At 72.0% G+C, this 17,567-nt stretch carries 16 protein-coding genes; 14 read left to right on the forward strand and 2 right to left on the reverse strand.

What is annotated here, in order from left to right:
* Positions 1–111: 111 nt before the first annotated feature.
* The gene (locus tag NYF13_RS08490) at positions 112–1,758 is read left to right on the forward strand and encodes an MDR family MFS transporter (RefSeq protein ID WP_315655449.1); all 1,647 of its coding nucleotides are present in this window, start codon (positions 112–114) and stop codon (positions 1,756–1,758) included.
* Between the two features lie 67 nt (positions 1,759–1,825).
* On the opposite strand, the gene NYF13_RS08495 is transcribed toward NYF13_RS08490, so the two are convergent.
* Both NYF13_RS08495 and NYF13_RS08500 read right to left on the reverse strand, forming a co-directional pair.
* Positions 1,826–2,341 carry an inorganic diphosphatase gene (locus NYF13_RS08495; RefSeq protein ID WP_315655450.1) on the reverse strand — a complete coding sequence of 172 codons (516 nt, stop codon included), beginning with the start codon at positions 2,339–2,341 and terminating at the stop codon, positions 1,826–1,828.
* A gap of 680 nt (positions 2,342–3,021) precedes the next feature.
* Entirely contained in the window at positions 3,022–3,948 is a 927-nt protein-coding gene (locus tag NYF13_RS08500; protein WP_315655452.1) for a hypothetical protein, read from the reverse strand.
* 252 nt (positions 3,949–4,200) lie between these two features.
* Between NYF13_RS08500 and dacB the strand changes: the two genes are divergently transcribed.
* From dacB to folK, 13 genes are all read left to right on the forward strand, one after another.
* Complete coding sequence (gene dacB, locus NYF13_RS08505; protein WP_315655454.1) at positions 4,201–5,904, forward strand: D-alanyl-D-alanine carboxypeptidase/D-alanyl-D-alanine-endopeptidase; 1,704 nt, start codon at positions 4,201–4,203, stop codon at positions 5,902–5,904.
* A gap of 249 nt (positions 5,905–6,153) precedes the next feature.
* Positions 6,154–7,170 carry a zinc-dependent metalloprotease gene (locus NYF13_RS08510; RefSeq protein ID WP_315657263.1) on the forward strand — a complete coding sequence of 339 codons (1,017 nt, stop codon included), beginning with the start codon at positions 6,154–6,156 and terminating at the stop codon, positions 7,168–7,170.
* Positions 7,167–8,132, forward strand: coding sequence for a tRNA lysidine(34) synthetase TilS (gene tilS, locus NYF13_RS08515; RefSeq protein WP_315655455.1), 966 nt, complete (start codon positions 7,167–7,169; stop codon positions 8,130–8,132). Before NYF13_RS08510 ends, tilS begins: the two co-directional genes overlap by 4 nt.
* A 3-nt stretch (positions 8,133–8,135) precedes the next feature.
* Entirely contained in the window at positions 8,136–8,687 is a 552-nt protein-coding gene (gene hpt, locus NYF13_RS08520; protein ID WP_315655456.1) for a hypoxanthine phosphoribosyltransferase, read from the forward strand.
* A gap of 218 nt (positions 8,688–8,905) precedes the next feature.
* The gene (locus tag NYF13_RS08525; protein ID WP_315655457.1) at positions 8,906–9,271 is read left to right on the forward strand and encodes a hypothetical protein; all 366 of its coding nucleotides are present in this window, start codon (positions 8,906–8,908) and stop codon (positions 9,269–9,271) included.
* 22 nt (positions 9,272–9,293) lie between these two features.
* The gene (locus tag NYF13_RS08530) at positions 9,294–10,712 is read left to right on the forward strand and encodes a hypothetical protein (protein WP_396286781.1); all 1,419 of its coding nucleotides are present in this window, start codon (positions 9,294–9,296) and stop codon (positions 10,710–10,712) included.
* An 83-nt stretch (positions 10,713–10,795) separates the two neighbouring features.
* Entirely contained in the window at positions 10,796–11,596 is an 801-nt protein-coding gene (locus NYF13_RS08535; protein WP_315655458.1) for an ESX secretion-associated protein EspG, read from the forward strand.
* A 212-nt stretch (positions 11,597–11,808) separates the two neighbouring features.
* Positions 11,809–12,633 (forward strand): ESX secretion-associated protein EspG, encoded by an 825-nt coding sequence (locus NYF13_RS08540; protein WP_315655459.1) that lies wholly within the window; start codon positions 11,809–11,811, stop codon positions 12,631–12,633.
* A 202-nt stretch (positions 12,634–12,835) separates the two neighbouring features.
* A complete protein-coding gene (ftsH, locus tag NYF13_RS08545) occupies positions 12,836–15,250 on the forward strand; it encodes an ATP-dependent zinc metalloprotease FtsH (RefSeq protein ID WP_315655460.1) in 2,415 nt (804 codons plus the stop codon).
* Positions 15,222–15,839 carry a GTP cyclohydrolase I FolE gene (gene folE, locus NYF13_RS08550; RefSeq protein ID WP_315655461.1) on the forward strand — a complete coding sequence of 206 codons (618 nt, stop codon included), beginning with the start codon at positions 15,222–15,224 and terminating at the stop codon, positions 15,837–15,839. The genes ftsH and folE overlap by 29 nt, the downstream gene beginning before the upstream one ends.
* Positions 15,840–15,871: 32 nt before the next feature.
* Complete coding sequence (gene folP / locus NYF13_RS08555) at positions 15,872–16,678, forward strand: dihydropteroate synthase (RefSeq protein WP_315657267.1); 807 nt, start codon at positions 15,872–15,874, stop codon at positions 16,676–16,678.
* Positions 16,671–17,030, forward strand: coding sequence for a dihydroneopterin aldolase (folB, locus tag NYF13_RS08560; RefSeq protein ID WP_315655462.1), 360 nt, complete (start codon positions 16,671–16,673; stop codon positions 17,028–17,030). The genes folP and folB overlap by 8 nt, the downstream gene beginning before the upstream one ends.
* Positions 17,027–17,521, forward strand: coding sequence for a 2-amino-4-hydroxy-6-hydroxymethyldihydropteridine diphosphokinase (folK, locus tag NYF13_RS08565; protein ID WP_315655463.1), 495 nt, complete (start codon positions 17,027–17,029; stop codon positions 17,519–17,521). The genes folB and folK overlap by 4 nt, the downstream gene beginning before the upstream one ends.
* Positions 17,522–17,567 lie beyond the last annotated feature (46 nt).

Here is a 17,567-nt window from a genome sequence, read left to right on the forward strand (position 1 = left end):
ACGAGCGTCACAGGGAATTTGCTTGTCGGATACAAGCTTTTCGGGAACAGTTGTGCGAGGCAAGTAGTTGAGGGGTACAAGCAACTACTCCGGAACACTCAGGGAGACCCGATGAGCGACACCACCACCGCGGAAGGGGGCACCGCGACGAACGGCCGGCTTTCGCACCGCCAGATCCTCACCGTGCTGTCCGGGCTGATGCTCGGCATGTTCCTGGCCGCGCTCGACCAGACCATCGTCTCGTCGGCGATGAAGACGATCGCCGACGAGCTGCACGGACAGAGCCTCCAGGCCTGGGCCACCACGGCCTACCTGATCACCGCGACGCTTTCGACGCCGCTGTACGGCAAGCTGTCCGACCTCTTCGGCCGCAAGCCGATGTACCTGACGGCGATCTCGCTGTTCCTGGTCGGCTCACTGGCCAGCGGGATGGCGAGCTCGATGTACGAGCTGGCCGCGTTCCGCGCGTTCCAGGGCCTCGGCGCCGGTGGCCTGATGTCGCTCGCGCTGGCGATCATCACCGACATCACCGCGCCGCGTGAACGCAGCAAGTACCAGGGCTACTTCATGGCCGTCTTCGGCATCTCGAGCGTAGCGGGACCGGTGGTCGGCGGGTTCTTCGCCGGGCTCGACTCGTTCGCCGGCATCACCGGCTGGCGCTGGGTGTTCCTGGTGAACGTGCCGATCGCGCTGGCCGCGCTGGTGGTCGTGAGCAAGGTGCTGAACCTCCCGCACGTGCGGGTCAAGCAGCGCGTGGACTTCCTCGGCGCCGGTGCGCTCACCCTCGGGCTGGTGCCGCTGCTGGTCGTGGCTGAGCAGGGCCGCGAATGGGGCTGGGGTTCGCCCGCCTCGCTGGCGATGTACGCGGTGGGCCTGCTCGGGGTCGCGCTGTTCATCCTCCAGGAGCGCCGCATGGGTGACGCCGCCCTGCTGCCGCTGCGGCTGTTCAGCCGCCCGGTGTTCCGCGTGGCCACGATGGTCACGGTGATCCAGGGCATCGGGATGTTCGGCGCGATGATGTCGCTGCCGCTGTACCTGCAGATCGTCAAGGGCGCCTCGCCCACCCAGGCGGGGCTGCAGATGCTGCCGCTGACGCTCGGGATCATGGTCGCCAGCCTCGGCAGCGGCGCGCTGATCTCGCGGACCGGCCGGTACAAGGCGTTCGCCGTGGCCGGGCTCGGCCTGATGGCGGCGGCCCTGTTCGGGCTCGCGACGATCGGCGTCGACACCCCGCTGGGCGTGGTCATGGCCATCGCGTTCGTGATGGGCCTCGGTCTCGGTTCCTCGATGCAGACGCTGCAACTGGCGGCCACCAACGACGTCTCCCCGCGGGACATCGGCGTGGCGACCTCTTCGGCGACCTTCTTCCGGCAGATCGGCGGCACGGCGGGCACCGCGGTGTTCCTCTCGATCCTGTTCGCCACGGTCGGCGACCGGATCGCGGCGGCCGTCCGCTCGGCGCTGGCCACCCCGTCCTACGCGGCGGCGCTGGCACAGCACCCGGAATTCGCGAAGCAGATGGCGGGCGGTGTCGACGTCAACGACACGTCGTTCCTCTCGACGCTCGACCCGGTGCTCGCCCGGCCGATCCTGGAGGGGTTCTCCAGCTCGATGAGCACGGTGTTCGTGGCCGGCGGGATCGTGCTGACGATCGGCTTCGCGCTGGTCTGGCTGCTCAAGGAGAAGCCGCTTTCGGACAAGTCGGCGATGGAGCAGCGGTCCGAGGAGGACGCCGCCGCCCTGGCGCTGGCGCACTGACCGGACCGACCGGAGAACAGAACAAGGGCCGTTCACTCGTCGGAGTGAACGGCCCTTGTTTTCGCGGCTAGTGCCCTTCGCCGTCGATCTCCAGCTTGGCCAGCCGGTCGGTCTCACGCTCGTAGGAGCGCTTGATCTCGGCCTCGGCCTCGGACCGCCCGACCCACGACGAACCCTCGACGCTCTTACCCGGCTCCAGATCCTTGTAGACCTCGAAGAAGTGCTGGATCTCGAGCTTGTGGAACTCGTTCAGGTGGTGGATGTCCCGCAGGTGCTCCAGGCGCGGATCGTTCGTCGGAATGGCGAGGACCTTGTCGTCCGGGCCCTTCTCGTCGGTCATCCGGAACATGCCGATCGCGCGGCAGCGGATCAGGCAGCCCGGGAAGGTCGGCTCCTGGACGAGGACGAGGACGTCCAGCGGATCGCCGTCCTGACCCAGGGTGTCGTCGATGAAGCCGTAGTCGGCCGGGTACTGGGTGGCCGTGAACAGCGTCCGGTCCAGCTTGATGCGGCCGGTCTTGTGGTCGACCTCGTACTTGTTGCGCTCCCCTTTGGGGATTTCGATCGTGACGTCGAACTCCACGGCCGTCCTCGCTGCTTCTCGAATCTCGGTATCCCACGCGTCGTGGGCGGCAACCGTAATCACCTCGTTGACGTCACTAGTGTGGACTACGCCCAGCCGGTCGGTCCCGTGGATGTCGGCTAGGCGGCATGTGAGCTTGGCCCCTCCCCGGGGCAGGTGAGAAGGAGTAGTGGGTGCCGGACAACGACCAGCCGATGTGGCCCGAAGGTGACGAGGACACGTCGTCACGCGGCGACGGCGCGACGTCCCGCCTCCCGCTCCCGAAACCCGGACCACCCGCCACCGACCGTCTCGCTGTGCCGAACGTCACACCCGGGTCGCCCGAGTCCTGGTTCAAGCCGATCGTGCCGCCGGACCTGATTCCGGGGGTGAACACCCCCGGCGACGGCCGGGGCGCGACGGGGCCGGGCTCGCCGGCTTCGGGCTCGGGCTCGCTGGGTTCGGACTCGCGCTCGTCGGCTTCGGGTTCGGGTTCGGGTTCGCCGGGTTCGGACTCGCGGGGTTCGGATTCGCCGGGACCGGCCCGTCCGGGTGCGGGTGGTCAGCCGGGGCCGGGTGCGCCGAGCCCGAGTGGCCAGCCGGAGTGGCTTCCGCCGGGCCAGGGTCCTGCGGGGCGAGGTTTGACGCAGCCCTGGGGATCGCAGGGGCGGCCGGCGTCGGCTTCGCAGTCCTCGGCGGGGTCACAGGCGCAGCCACCCCAGCAAAGCCAGCCACCCCAGCAAAGCCAGCCACCCCAGCAAAGCCAGCCACCCCAGCAAAGCCAGCCGTCTGAGCAAAGCCGGCAGTCCCAGCAGTCCCAGCAGGACCGGCAGGCTCAGCAGAATTGGCAGGCCCAGCAAGAGCGGCAGGCGCAGCAGGACCGGCCGGATCGGTCGACGCAGCAGGCGCCGGTGCGTCCGGCGCCGGTGCCGTGGGTTCCGGTTGAGCGGCCGGCGCTTCCGGATGAGGCCGGGGCCTCGCGACCGTCGTCGATCTGGACTGATCGGCGTGAGGAGCTGACGAGCGAGTCGCAGGACCGCGGCGAGCAGTCGGCGGAGGCCACGCGGACCGATCTCCCGGCCGGACGGCTGGGCCAGGACGCCCCGCGCCGTCCGGACTCCATCTGGATCGACCACCACAGCGAACCCGCCGACGAGCAACGGTCGGACAGCGCCCGCGGTGAGGACCAGTCCCGCGGCGACGGCCGAGACCAGCCCGGCCGCAGGTCCGGCGAGGACGCTCAGCAACCCGCCCGACGCCCGGTCGACGCGCCGGGCCAGGCGGACCCCTGCCCCGATGGCGAGCGTGACCCGGCGGACCGGTGGCCTGGCCCCAGCCAGGACCAGCCGGGGTACCGGCCCGGTGACCAGCACCAGTCCCCAGGGACTGGCCACCAGACCGGCAGCCAGGACCAGTTCCGCGGGGACGGCCACCAGAACGGCGGCCAAGACCGGTTCCGCTCGGACGGCCAGCGGCCTGGTGGCCAGGACCAGGTCCGCGGGGCTGGCCAGCGGCCCGGCGATCAGGACCAGCTCCGCCGTGACGGCCACCAGACCGGCGGCCAGGACCAGTCCCGTGGGGACGGCCAGCGGTCTGGCGATCAGGACCAGTCCCGGGGGAGTGGCCACCAGGATCAGTTCCGCCGGGACAGCCACGAGACCGGCGGCCAGGACCAGCTTCCTGATGGGAGTCGGCGGCCTGACGGCCCGGAGCAGTTCCGTGGTGACGGCCAGCCGGGGCTCCGGCCCGATGGCTGGTCACAGCCAAGCGACTCGCGGGAGGGGCGCGGGGACGAGCCCGGGGATCGGCGGGGGTTGCCGCCCGAGCCGCCGCGGGGGACTGTGCCCTCGGCGTCCGGAGCGGTCAACCTGGCGCGGCCGATGCGGATCGAGCCGTCGGGGGAGCAGTTCCCGGCGGAGGCCACCGTGGGGATCGAGCGGCCCAGTACGGGCTTTCCGCTGCTTTCCGGCCAGCCCGGCCAGCCTGGTCAACCGCATCAGCCCGGCCGGCCCGACCCGAGCGGCCGGCCCGATCAACCAGGTCAGCCCGGCCCGTACCCCCAGTACAACCAGGACCACGACTCACCCGACGACCGCGGGTACGGATCCGAGGGCTCCGGGCACGGGGACGAGCCGCCCCACGGGCCCCCGCATGAGCAGGCGGCCGCCGCGGAGCCGCCGAACAAGCGCAAGCGGGGCAAGAAACTGCTGATCGTCGGCGCCGTTGTGGTGCTGCTGCTCGCCGCGGCGGGGGTCGCGGCGGCGACGCCCACGGTGGCGGCGCGGCTGGGGCTGCCCTGGGCGCCGGCGAACGCGCCCAAGGGTGACATCCCGGACCCGGCGTCGGTCAGCCTCGCCCTGCACGGGCCGGACACCTCGGGGCAGGGGCCGACGGCGGGTGGGGTCGGGTCCGCGCTCTCCGGACCGGCCGGGGCCGCCGCGCTCAGCGAGCTCACCGGCAGCGTGATCGACCCGGCCACCGGCGACGTGTTGTGGGACCACGCGTCCAGCACCGCGCTGACCCCGGCTTCGACCACCAAGATCCTCACCGTCTCGGCCGCGCTGCTCTCGATGGAGCCGACCAAGCGGCTGAGCACGAAGATCGTCGCGGGCGCGCAGCCCGGCACGGTGATCCTGGTCGGCGGCGGGGACCCGACGCTGACCACGCTGCCGATCGGCACCGATTCGCCGCTCTACCCCGGTGACGCGCACGTCGACGATCTCGTCGCGCAGGTCAAGAAGGCCACCGGCGGCGAGGTCGGCAAGGTGCAGCTCGACCTGAGCGCCTACACCGGCCCGCAGACCGCTCCCGGCTGGGAGCCCGGCGACGCGCCTTCCACCTACGGAGCGCCGATCGTCCCGGTGATGGCCGACGGTGGCCGCACCAACCCCAAGGTCGACGAGACCCCGCGCTCGGGCACGCCCGCCGTCACGCTGGCCCAGCTGATCGCCGGCAAGCTCGGCGCGCAGTCCGGCGGCACGGCCAAGGCGCCGGACGGCGCGAAGGTCCTCGGCGAAGTCCAGTCGGCCCCGTTGCCCGACCTGTCCTACGCCCTGCTCCAGATCTCCGACAACGTGCTCGCCGACGCCCTGGGCCGCCAGGTCGCCATCACGGCCGGCGCCGAGCCATCGTTCACGGGCGCGGGCGCTTCGGTGAAGAAGGTGCTCCAGGAGCACGGGTTCGACGTGAGCAACCTGCAACTGTTCGACACCAGCGGGCTGTCGAACCAGAACCGGGTGCCCGCGCGCCTGCTCGCGCAGATCCTGGCCGCGGCCGCCGCGCCGGACGGCAAGTCCGCCGACACCGCCAAGCTGCGTCCGCTGCTCGCGGGCCTGCCGGTGGCGGGCAGCCCGGCCGGCACCCTCGGCCCGCGCTACCAGTCCGGCGCGTCCGCGGCGGGCAAGGGCTGGGTCCGCGCCAAGACCGGCACCCTGACCTCGGTGAACACCTTGGCCGGCTACGTGCTGGACCAGGACAACCGCGTGCTGGTCTTCGCGTTCATGTCGAACGGCTCGGACAAGAACCCGGGCCAGGCCGCGCTGGACGTGCTGGCCACGACCCTGCGCAACTGTGGTTGCCGATAAAGCCGTGGCTGCCGGTGAAGCCGTGGCTGCCATCGGCCTGACCCCCTCTCGAACGACCCGATCTGGACACCTGGTAACCCCTCGTCTCGACCATGGCCCCAGTGCACCACCCGGGTACGACATTTTCGGCGCCGCGGGATTCGAAACGACCACATCCACGTCCCGGATCCCCCGCTCGGGCTGGGAAACGGGCCCGGGCCGGGTAGCGTCGTCGGGGTGAGCCAGGAAACCGAGACCAGCCGCCGGCCGATGGTCGACTGGGGCCTCGCGGCGTCCACCGGGGCGCTGCTCGTGCGGGGCGGCCCGCAGGTCCCCCGGGACGAAGCCGCGCAGGCCGTGTCCGACCTGCGTGAGCTGACCGCCGAGGCCGAGGGGCACGTGCGGGAGCTCACCGGGCTCGGCCGCGAACTGCCGCTGCGGCCCGGCACCGTGGTGGACCGGGCGGGCTGGGTGCGCGCGGCCGCGTCCGGGCTCGACGCGCTCACCGGGCGGGCGCTGCCCGAGGCCCAGGGCGGTCCGCTCGGCCCGATCCTCGCGGGTGGCGCCGGTGTGCAAACCGGGCTGGTGCTGTCCTTCCTCGCTTCGCGGGTGCTCGGCCAGTACGACCCCTTCGGCGGCCCTGAACGCGGAGGCGAGCTGCTGCTCGTCGCGCCCAACGTGGTCGCCGCGGAGCGGGCGATGAAGGTGTCCGGCCACGATTTCCGGCTGTGGGTCTGCCTCCACGAATGCACCCACCGCTTGCAGTTCACGGCCGTGGGCTGGCTGCGCGACTACTTCGCCGACGAGGTCGAGCGCCTGGTCTCCGGCATCGCCGGTCGCTCCAACGACGGTCTGTCCGAGCTGGTCGGACGGCTACCGGAAGCGCTCAAGCAGCGGGGCAAGGGCGTCGGCATCGCCGAACTGCTCCAGTCGCCGAAGGACCGCGCCGTCTTCGACCGCCTCCTTGCCCTCTCGACGCTGCTGGAGGGCCACGCGGACTACGTGATGGACGCCGTCGGCCCGCAGGTGGTGCCCAGTGTCGACACGATCCGCGCGCGCTTCTCCGCGCGTCGCAAGGGCGGTGGCCTCTTCGACCGGATGCTGCGCGCGTTGCTGGGCATGGACGCGAAGATCCGCCAGTACGAAGAAGGCGCGAAGTTCACGAAGCACGTTGTCGACGCCGTCGGCATGGAGGGCTTCAACGCGGTCTGGCGCTCGCCGAACACGCTGCCGACCCGAGCCGAGATCACCGATCCCGCGGCCTGGGTGCGGCGTCTGCACGGGTGAAGGCCGTCGCGGCGGTCCGCAAGGCGGTGCGGGACTTCCTGAACGCCGTGGAACCGCCGGTCGAGCTGTGCGTCGCCGTCTCCGGCGGCGCGGACTCGCTGGCGCTGGCCGATGCGACCGCGAACGCCGGACGGCTTCGACGCGTCCCGACGCGCGCCCTCGTCGTCGACCACGGCCTTCAGCCTGGCTCTGCGAAGGTGGCTGAAAAAGCGTCGGAGCAGGCGAAACAGCTGGGCGTCGAAAGCGCGGAAGTGCTGACGGTCTGCGTAGACGGCCGAGGTGGTCCCGAAGCGGCCGCGCGCACCGCGAGGTACGCCGCGTTGCGCGAAGCCCGGGGAGAAGCCCTCGTGCTGCTCGGCCACACCCTCGACGACCAGGCCGAGACGGTCCTGCTGGGCCTCGGCCGCGGCTCCGGCCCGCGTTCGCTCTCGGGGATGCGGCCGCACGACCCGCCGTGGGGACGGCCGCTGCTGGGCATCACCCGCGAGCAGACCCGGCTGGCCTGCGCCGAACTCGGCGTCGAGCCCTGGCAGGACCCGCACAACGCCGATCCGCGCTTCACCCGCGTCCGCCTCCGGGCCGAAGTGCTGCCGCTGCTGGAGGACGTCCTCGCCGGCGGCGTCGCTCCCGCGCTCGCCCGTACGGCCGCGCAACTGCGCGAAGACACCGAGGTGTTGGACACACTGGCCGACCGCGTCCTCGCCCGCGCGGACGCCTCCCGGGGCCTGTCCGTGGACGTGCTGGCGGCCGAGCCCGCGGCCCTGCGGAGGCGGGTTCTCCGCAGGTGGCTGCTCGACTCCGGCGTGCGTGAACTCACCGACGCGCACCTGCGCTCGGTCGACGCGCTGGTGGCCCGCTGGCGCGGTCAGGGCGGCGTCTGGTTACCGGGCAACTTGGAGGCGCGCCGGGGCCATGGCAGGCTCTCGCTGAACGGACCCGAACCCACCACCCGAGGGGAATGACCCGTGTACGAGGGCGAGATCGCCTCCGTGCTCATCACCGAGCAGCAGATCAACGACAAGATCGCGGAGCTGGCGGCCAAGATCGCCGCGGATTACCCCGAGAACGGGCAGGGCGAGCTCCTGCTGGTCGGCGTCCTCAAGGGCGCCGTCATGTTCATGACGGACTTCGCGCGGGCGCTGCCGTTGCCGACACAGCTGGAGTTCATGGCCGTGTCGTCCTACGGCTCGTCCACGTCGTCTTCCGGGGTGGTGCGCATCCTCAAGGACCTCGACCGCGACATCGCGGGACGGCACGTCCTGATCGTCGAGGACATCGTCGACTCCGGGCTGACGCTGTCGTGGCTGCTGAAGAACCTGGCGAGCCGGAACCCGGCTTCGCTCGAGGTCGTCTCGCTGTTGCGCAAGCCCGACGCCGTCAAGGTCGACGTGCCGGTGAAGTACATCGGCTTCGACATCCCCAGCGAGTTCGTGGTCGGTTACGGCCTCGACTACGCCGAGCGCTACCGCGACCTGCCCTACATCGGCACCCTGGACCCGCGGGTCTACACGTCGTGACGCGAACGCCCGGTGAACCCCACCGGGCGTCCGCGCGGGTGGCCGGCCGGGAAAACTTGGTCCACAGGTTCGCGGAACCGGTTGCGGCGATCACGCCGGGTGCGGAACCCTGGGTCCATCGATCGCGTCATACGTGCCGACCTGGTGCGTTAACCTATGCGAAGACCTAGAGCCATGCGGGCGGGGCCAGCTCGCGCGGGGGAACGGAGAGAGGGCAGATGGGCAACAGCAGCTTGGCCGACGCCAACGCGTTCAAGCACGCCGCCGCCGACGGTCAGGTCGGGATCGACCCCGACGCGGCACAGACCGTGCTGAACAAGATCCGCACCGGCAAGGACGCGATCGAAGCCCTGCTCAGCGGCTCGGGCTCGCTGGCCCAGCCGCCGAAGCTCGGGGCCAACCCGGTCGGCCAGGCGATGGCGGAGAAGTTCGTCCAGCGCGCCGACGGCGGCGGGGACTCCTACGCCTCCGCGCTGAAGAACCTGCTCGGCCAGTACGAGGCCGCCGAGCAGGGCATCGTCACCGCGATGTCGAAGTACCACGAGATCGACCAGTCCGCCGCCGACCCGTTCCGCAAGGCCTGACGTCCGAGGGGGATCACCAGTCATGGCATCGAATCACGACAGCAGCGGCACCGGGTCGCAGCAGGCGCCGCTCTCGCCGGCCGCCCAGGAGGCCTCCGCCGTGCCGATGGGCGACAACGTCGCCGCGCAGAACATCGTCGCGTCCGCGCGGGCTGACGCCGGCGGCTTCGAGATGGGCGGCGACCGCGCCATCCCGAACCCGCCGAACTGGAACTCGCAGCAGAGCCAGGAGCTCTACCACGGCGCGGTCACCGACAACGACCCCGGCACGGCCGAGGCCACGGGCCAGCAGTGGACCAAGCACGGCGTCGAGCTGAAGCAGGCCTCGGACAACCTCTACAACGCGATCGCCGAACTGGGCAACGCCTGGGTCGGCCACGGTGCCGCGGGTGCGCAGGGCGCGCTGGTGTCCATCGCCAACTCCGGCTCGCAGGCCTCGGACGCCGCCCACACGATGGCCGACCGCCTGAGCAAGCAGGCCGCGGCCGCCGCCGAGGTCAAGAAGATGCCCGCCCCGCGGGACTTCGACCCGAAGCAGGCGATGGCCGCGGCGCTGGCCGGTGGCCCCGCCGCGATGGCCGCGGACCAGAAGGCCCAGTCCGACGCGGCGAACGACGTGAAGGCGCAGCAGGTCGCGTTCTTCAACGCGTACACGCAGTCGATGAGCGAGGTCGACGGCTCGACCCCGAGCTTCGGCCCGGACTCGCTCGGCATGAAGCCGACCGCCTCGCACTTCAACGGCAACTCGTTCCACTCGCTCAACGGCGGCTCGCACCCCGGTGGCAGCCTCCCGGGCGTGGGCGGTGTGGGCACCCCCGGCGCGGGCGCCCCGATGGCGTTCGGCCACGGCGGCCACAGCGGCGCGCCGGTCAGCGGTGGTGCGCACGTCACCGCCGATTCGGGTACCTACGGCACCTCCGGTGCGGCTCCGACCGCCCTTCCCGCGGCAGCCGGCCCCGGCCTCGGTGCTCCTGGCGCTGCCGGTGCCGGTACGGGCGCGGTGAGCGGCGCGGCCGCTCCGATCACGACTTCGGCCCCGGCCGGCGGGAGCGGCAGCAGCGTCGGTGCGGCGCTCGGACTCGGCGTGGTGGGCGGCGGAGCCGGTTTCGCCGGCGCCAAGCTGGGCCAGGGCACCCGCAGCGGGGCCCGCAAGGACGAGGAGAGCACTTCTTCGGCCGCCGCGGAGCACCAGAACGGCCAGAGCGCCGCGTCGGTGGCCCCGCAGCAGGGCGTGGTCCCCGCGGGCGGCACGATCGGCGGCCAGGCCGGTGCGGCCCCCATGGGCGGCATGGGCGGCGGTATGGGCGGGCAGCGGCCGGAGGACGAGGAGCACACGCACGCCTCGTTCCTGATCGAGCCGGATCCGGACGACGCCTTCGGGGCCAACCAGGCCACCCCGCCGCCGGTGATCGGCGCGTGGTCGGACGAAGACGACGACTGAAGCCTTTTCCACGGGCGCGCGGCCTTCCCGGGCCGCGCGCCCGTGTTTCGTCCTGGAACGCTGGTGTGACGAGGGGTTGATCGATGCCGAACGCGGAGCTGCTCACCCCGATCGAGCTGGACTTCCTGTGGGAGTCGGCCGGGCTGGGTGAACTGCCGTACCCGCTGCGGGCGCACTCGCACGGGAGCACCGTGGCCGAACGGGCCGCGCTGCGCGGGCAGACGCTCAACGGGCTGGCGCGGCGCGGGCTCGCGGACGGGCGCGGGCGCCCGGAGCCACACGTCGAGGACTTCTTCGGGGTGCTCGCCTCCCCGGACCTCAGCCTGGACGCGGTCCAGCTGACCGACCCGAACGAGGAGCCGCTGCTGGCGCTCGCGGGCGTGCTCGGCGGCCAGGGGCTGCTGGCCGTCCAGGACACCCGTGGGCTGCACCTGCAACCCTGCCCGGTGGACGGGCTCGCGACGGCGATCGTCTCGCTGCTGCCGGGCGCGGCGCGGGGCAGCGAGAAGTCGATCACGGTGCCGCTGGAACAGCTCGTGGGTGCCTCGGGCGTGGACTTCATGCAGCGCCGGGGCAACCAGGTGGACGCTTCGGGGCGAGCGAGCGTGGACGAGGACCGCAAGGCCCTCGCCCGGCTGCACGCCCAGCCGAGGCTGCGTGGCGGCCAGGTCGGCGCCAACGCGCGCAACCGGCTGGGCGGCCGGAGCCGCTCCCCGGTGCTCAGCTGGTTCGACACCGAGAGCGGCCGTTATTTCACGCAGGCCACCACCGGGCGCGACGGCCGGGACTGGATCACCATCGCCCCGGCCGACGCCGCCACCCTGCGCCACCGCCTCGGCGAGATGCTCTCCGGGGCGGCGCAGGCCAGCACCGCGTCCTTCTGACCGTCCGGCGCCGACCGGTGCGGTTGATCGGCGCGGGCCCGTCGGTCGTCGACCCGGGCAGTGGCGGCGGTCCGGGGCGAATCGGCGGGTGTGGCCCGGTCGCTCACCACCGCCCGGCGGGCCCGGCCGGAACCGGCTGAATCGTTGACCCCGGCCCGGCGCCCCGCGCTACGCTGAGCCAGAGTTCGATCCTGGAGAGTGAGCAGCACCGCATGCAGCAAGAGTTCTTCACCCCGCTGGCGTTCGACTTCCTCTGGGAGTCCATGGGGCTGGGTGAGCTGCCGTACCCGCTGCGGGTCCGGTCGCACGGCGCCACCGAAGACGAGCGGGTGTCGCTGCGGCATCGGGTCGACGTCGAGCTGAAAGCGCGCGGGGTGCGCGATTCCCGCGGCTACGTCGCACCGCGCCTCGACGACTGGCTGGGGCTGCTCGCGCGGGGCCGGGGATCCATCGACGCGGTGCACATCCCGCAGTTCCAGGCGCACCCGGTCGCGATCCTGGCCGCGGCCGACGATCGGACCGGTGTGGTGGCAATCCAGGACGGCGACGGCATCTGGCTGCGCGAGGTGCCGTCGGATGGTCTGGTGTCCGCCGTGGTCGACCTGCTGCCGGCGGGGCCCCGCGGCACCGAAGCGCCCGTCACGCTTCCGCTCGACGAAGCGCTCAGCACCCGCCCGATCCGCGTGCCCGTTTCGACCGGCAGCGGGTCCGCCGAGGCCGAGGAGAAGGGCCGCCGGGGGAGGCGTCAGTCACTCAGCGAGCGGGTGACGGTCGACCCCAAGGAGACTTACGGGCTGATCTCGGGGCAGCCGCGGCTGCGCGGCGGTCAGCTGGCAGCGAACAGCCGGTCCTCGCTCGGGGTCCGGCAGCGGTCCAGGGTGCTGGGCTGGTTCGACACCGCCACCGGGCGCTACCTGAGCCTCTCACGTGCGGGTTCGGACGGCCGGGAATGGGTGACGGTGGCGCCGGCCGAGCCCAAGACGCTGCGGAAGCGGCTGGATGAGATGGTGGCCTCTGTGGCGGTTGACACACGCTAGGGTGACCGGGACCGGAACGGTCCGGGAACCCTGGTGCGGTATCGCCCGTTGACCTGCGTGTGGCTCATCGGGGCCCATGGTCCGCCCGGACGGTACCCTGATGTGACAGGTGCGGGAGCACCATGGGTTGTCAAGATCGTGATGGCGGGTATCACAGGAGCCGCCCAACCAGGGAGGGTCGAGGCCAGCAGGGCCGAGTCGTATGAACCGGAAGAGCGTGCTCAGGAACCCACTGCTGTGGATCGTCGCGGGGTTGCTGGCGTTGTTCGCCTACAACACGATCTTCGACAGCGATCGTGGATACACCCAGGCTCCCATCTCAGTGGCTGATCTCCAGATCAAGCAGAACCACGTCAAGGAAGCCAGCCTCGAGGACAAGGAACAGCAGGTCAAACTGCTGCTCACGCAGAAGATCGACGTCGACGGGACGCAGACGGACCAGATCGTCGCGCAGTACCCGGCCAACGCCGCGCAGGAGATCTACGACAACATCCTGAAGGCGAACAACGGCGGTCAGCCGGTCAAGTTCACCACCAAGGTCACGACGCAGAGCTTCCTGACGCAGATCCTGATCTTCGCGATCCCGCTGGCGCTGGTCCTCGGCCTGCTGATGTGGATGATGAACAACGCGCAGGGCGGCGGCAACCGCGTCCTGAACTTCGGCAAGTCCAAGGCGAAGCAGCTGAACAAGGACATGCCCAAGACCACCTTCGGCGATGTCGCGGGGGCGGACGAGGCCGTCGAAGAGCTGTACGAGATCAAGGACTTCCTGCAGAACCCGGCGCGGTACCAGGCGCTCGGGGCGAAGATCCCGAAGGGCGTGCTCCTCTACGGGCCGCCGGGCACCGGTAAAACCCTGCTCGCGCGGGCCGTCGCCGGTGAGGCGGGGGTGCCGTTCTACACGATCTCCGGCTCGGACTTCGTCGAGATGTTCGTCGGTGTCGGTGCCTCGCGGGTGCGCGACCTGTTCGAACAGGCCAAGCAGAACGCGCCGTGCATCATCTTCGTCGACGAGATCGACGCGGTCGGCCGCCAGCGCGGCGCCGGCCTCGGCGGCGGGCACGACGAGCGCGAGCAGACGCTGAACCAGCTGCTGGTCGAGATGGACGGCTTCGACGCCCGCGGCGGCATCATCCTGATCGCGGCGACCAACCGGCCGGACATCCTGGACCCGGCGCTGCTGCGCCCGGGCCGGTTCGACCGGCAGATCCCGGTCTCGGCGCCCGACATGCGCGGGCGCCGCGCGATCCTCGAGGTGCACGCCAAGGGCAAGCCGATCGCGCAGGGCACCGACCTGGGCAGCCTGGCCAAGCGGACCGTCGGCATGTCCGGCGCCGACCTGGCCAACGTGCTGAACGAGGCCGCGCTGCTCACCGCCCGGCAGAACGGGCACGTGATCAGCGAGGCCGCGCTGGAGGAGTCGGTCGACCGCGTGGTCGGCGGCCCCGCCCGCAAGAGCCGGATCATCTCCGAGAAGGAGAAGAAGATCACGGCCTACCACGAGGGTGGGCACGCGCTCGCCGCGTGGGCGATGCCGGACATCGAGCCGGTGTACAAGCTGACCATCCTGCCGCGCGGCCGCACCGGTGGGCACGCCCTGCTCGTCCCCGAGGACGACAAGGAGCTGATGACCCGCTCGGAGATGATCGGCCGGCTGGTGTTCGCCATGGGTGGGCGCACGGCGGAGGAGCTGGTCTTCCACGAGCCCACCACCGGTGCGTCCTCGGACATCGAGCAGGCGACGAAGATCGCCCGCGCGATGGTCACCGAGTACGGCATGAGCGCGCGGCTCGGCGCGGTCAAGTACGGCCAGGAGCAGGGTGACCCGTTCCTGGGCCGCTCGGCCGGCCGCCAGGCCGACTACTCGCTCGAGGTGGCGCACGAGATCGACGAGGAGGTGCGCAAGCTCATCGAGACCGCGCACACCGAGGCGTGGCACGTGCTCAACACCTACCGCGACGTGCTCGACGAGCTGGTCATCGAGCTCCTGGAGAAGGAGACGCTGACCCGCAAGGACCTGGAGCGGATCTTCGCGACGGTCGAGAAGCGCCCGCACATCACCGTGTTCAACGAGTTCGGTGAGCGGACGCCCTCGGACAAGCCGCCGATCAAGACCCCGGGCGAGCTGGCGATGGAGCGCGGCGAGCCGTGGCCCCCGCCGGAGAAGAAGCCGGTCCGCCAGCCGGAGCCGACCCCGGTCGGCACCGCGCCGGGGGCCGGCGACCTGCCCGGCGGGCCGCCGTACCCGGCCCCGGACCCGAACGCCAATCCGTACGCCCCGCCGCAGCCGGGCGGGCACCCCAACGGGGGCCGTCCCCACGGTGGGCCGAACGGCACCGGGTACTGGCCCCAGTCGTATGGTGGTCAGCAGCCGGGCGGTCCGGCAGGCGGCTACTCCCCCGGTGGCCCGGGTGGTGCGCCGAGCGGACCGCCGAACTACGGTGCCCCGCCGGGGTGGACCCCGGCGACCTCGCCGGGCGGCAACCCCGGGCAGCAGGCGTGGCGTCCCGCCGACGACCGTCCGGCTGAGGACGGCTGGTTCGCCGATGGGGCGAGCGGCCGGCAGCCGGACGAGGGGCAGCAGCGGCGTGACGTGGACGGACCAGACAAGCACTGACAACGGCGTGGCCCGCCCGGTCTTCGATCAGGACCGGGCGGAGAACGCCATCCGCGAGCTGCTGCTCGCCTGCGGCGAAGACCCGGACCGGGATGGCCTCAAGGACACCCCGGCCCGGGTCGCTCGCGCTTACCAGGAGATGTTCGGCGGCCTCTACCTCGATCCGGCCGAGGTGCTGGACAAGACCTTCGACGAGTCCCACGAGGAGCTCGTGGTGGTCACCGACATCCCGATGTTCTCGACCTGCGAGCACCACCTGCTCTCCTTCCACGGGGTCGCGCACGTCGGCTACATCCCGAACGCCGACGGCAAGGTCACCGGTCTGTCCAAGCTCGCCCGGCTGGTCGACCTGTACGCGAAGCGCCCGCAGGTCCAGGAGCGGCTGACCTCGCAGGTGGCGGACGCGCTGGTGCGCAAGCTGGAGCCGCGCGGGGTGATCGTGGTGATGGAGGCCGAGCACCTCTGCATGTCGATGCGCGGGATCCGGAAACCGGGCGCGCGCACCACCACCTCGGCCGTGCGGGGGTTGCTGCGGACGTCCGCGTCCTCCCGCGCCGAGGCGATCGAGCTGATCAGGGGGCGCCGGTGAGCCCGTTGCCGTCGCCCGGGCGGTGCGCGGTCATGGGCATCCTCAACGTGACCCCCGATTCGTTCTCCGACGGCGGCCGGTACCTCGGCCTGGACCAGGCGCTCGACCACGCCCGGCAGATGTGGGCGCGGGGCGCGGACCTGATCGACGTCGGCGGGGAGTCCACCCGGCCCGGTGCGCTGCGCGTCGACGCCGAGACCGAGGTCGCGCGGGTGCTGCCGGTGATCCGGCAACTGGCCGGCGAGGGCGTGGCGCTGTCGGTCGACACCACGCGGGCCGCGGTCGCGGAGGCCGCGCTGGAGGCCGGCGCGCAGGTGATCAACGACGTCTCCGGCGGACTGGCCGACCCGGGCATGGCGCGGGTCGCCGCGGAGGCCGGGGTGCCGTGGGTGCTGATGCACTGGCGCGGGCCCAGCCAGGACATGAACGCGCTGGCCCGCTACACCGACGTCGTCGCCGAGGTGCGGGCCGAGCTGCTGTCCCGGGTGGACGAAGCCGTCGCGGCCGGGGTGAAGACCGAGGCCATCGTGCTGGACCCCGGCATCGGCTTCGCGAAACGGGCCGAGCACGACTGGGCCCTGCTGCACGGTCTGGACTCGGTGCGGTCGCTGGGCTTCCCGGTGCTGGTGGGAGCCTCGCGCAAGCGGTTCCTCGGCCGGCTGCTGTCCGGGAAGGACGGTGAGCCGCGTTCGCCGTCCGGCCGGGAAGACGCCACCGCCGCCGTTTCGGCGCTCGCCGCCGCGGCGGGCGCGTGGGGGGTGCGCGTGCACGAAGTGGGTGCTTCGCTCGACGCGGTCGCGGTCGCGGCCGCCTGGTCACAGGGGAGGGCCGATGGCTGACCGAATCACGCTCACCGGGCTTCGGGTGTTCGGGCGCCACGGCGTCTTCGAGCACGAGAAGCGCGACGGGCAGGAGTTCGTCGTCGACATCACGGTCTGGCTCGACCTCGGCCCGGCCGCGGCCTCGGACGACCTGACCCAGACCCTGCACTACGGCGAGCTGGCCGAGCTCGCGGCGGGCATCGTCGCGGGCGAGCCGTACGACCTGATCGAGAGCGTCGCCGGCCGGATCGCCGACGAGGTGCTGCTCGACCGTCGGCTGGGGGCGGTGGAGGTCACCGTGCACAAGCCGTCCGCGCCGATCCCGCTGACCTTCGACGACGTCGCCGTCACCGTCCGGCGGGAGCGGTGAGCCGCGCCGTCCTCTCGCTCGGCTCGAACCTCGGCGACCGCCTCGGGCACCTGCGCGGCGCGGTGGACGCCGTGCGGCCGTGGCTGGTCGCGGTTTCGGGCGTCTACGAGACGAAACCGTGGGGCGTCGAGGACCAGCCGGACTTCCTGAACGCCGTCTGCGTGGTCGACGACCCCGCGCGCGACCACTGGGCGTGGCTGCGCACCGGGCAGGCGGCCGAGCGGGCGGCCGGACGGGTGCGGGAGCAGCGCTGGGGGCCGCGCACGCTGGATGTCGACATAGTGACCGTCGACGGCGTCAGCTCGGCCGATCCCGAGCTGCTCCTGCCGCACCCGGGCACCCCGGACCGGGCGAGCGTGCTCGTGCCGTGGCTGGAGATCGAGCCGGCCGCGGTTCTGCCCGGCCACGGCCCGCTGGCCGGGCTGCTGGCACTCCGGCCCGAGTCCGACCGGCTCGGGGTGGTCCGGCGGCCGGAGCTTTCGCTCGGCTGAAGCCAGGACGCGGCGGTGGGGCCGGTGCTCCTCGGTACGGTGGGAG

This window comes from Amycolatopsis sp. PS_44_ISF1 (assembly GCF_032335455.1).
Classification (GTDB): Bacteria; Actinomycetota; Actinomycetes; order Mycobacteriales; family Pseudonocardiaceae; genus Amycolatopsis.

Excerpts from the sequence above, each read along its gene's own strand:
- NYF13_RS08490 (WP_315655449.1), top strand. The coding sequence starts at position 112 with ATGAGCGACACCACCACCGCGGAAGGGGGCACCGCGACGAACGGCCGG.
- dacB (WP_315655454.1), top strand. The coding sequence starts at position 4,201 with ATGCGGATCGAGCCGTCGGGGGAGCAGTTCCCGGCGGAGGCCACCGTG.
- NYF13_RS08510 (WP_315657263.1), top strand. The coding sequence starts at position 6,154 with ATGGTCGACTGGGGCCTCGCGGCGTCCACCGGGGCGCTGCTCGTGCGG.
- NYF13_RS08525 (WP_315655457.1), top strand. The coding sequence starts at position 8,906 with ATGGGCAACAGCAGCTTGGCCGACGCCAACGCGTTCAAGCACGCCGCC.
- NYF13_RS08530 (WP_396286781.1), top strand. The coding sequence starts at position 9,294 with ATGGCATCGAATCACGACAGCAGCGGCACCGGGTCGCAGCAGGCGCCG.
- NYF13_RS08535 (WP_315655458.1), top strand. The coding sequence starts at position 10,796 with ATGCCGAACGCGGAGCTGCTCACCCCGATCGAGCTGGACTTCCTGTGG.
- NYF13_RS08540 (WP_315655459.1), top strand. The coding sequence starts at position 11,809 with ATGCAGCAAGAGTTCTTCACCCCGCTGGCGTTCGACTTCCTCTGGGAG.
- ftsH (WP_315655460.1), top strand. The coding sequence starts at position 12,836 with ATGAACCGGAAGAGCGTGCTCAGGAACCCACTGCTGTGGATCGTCGCG.
- folP (WP_315657267.1), top strand. The coding sequence starts at position 15,872 with ATGGGCATCCTCAACGTGACCCCCGATTCGTTCTCCGACGGCGGCCGG.
- folB (WP_315655462.1), top strand. The coding sequence starts at position 16,671 with ATGGCTGACCGAATCACGCTCACCGGGCTTCGGGTGTTCGGGCGCCAC.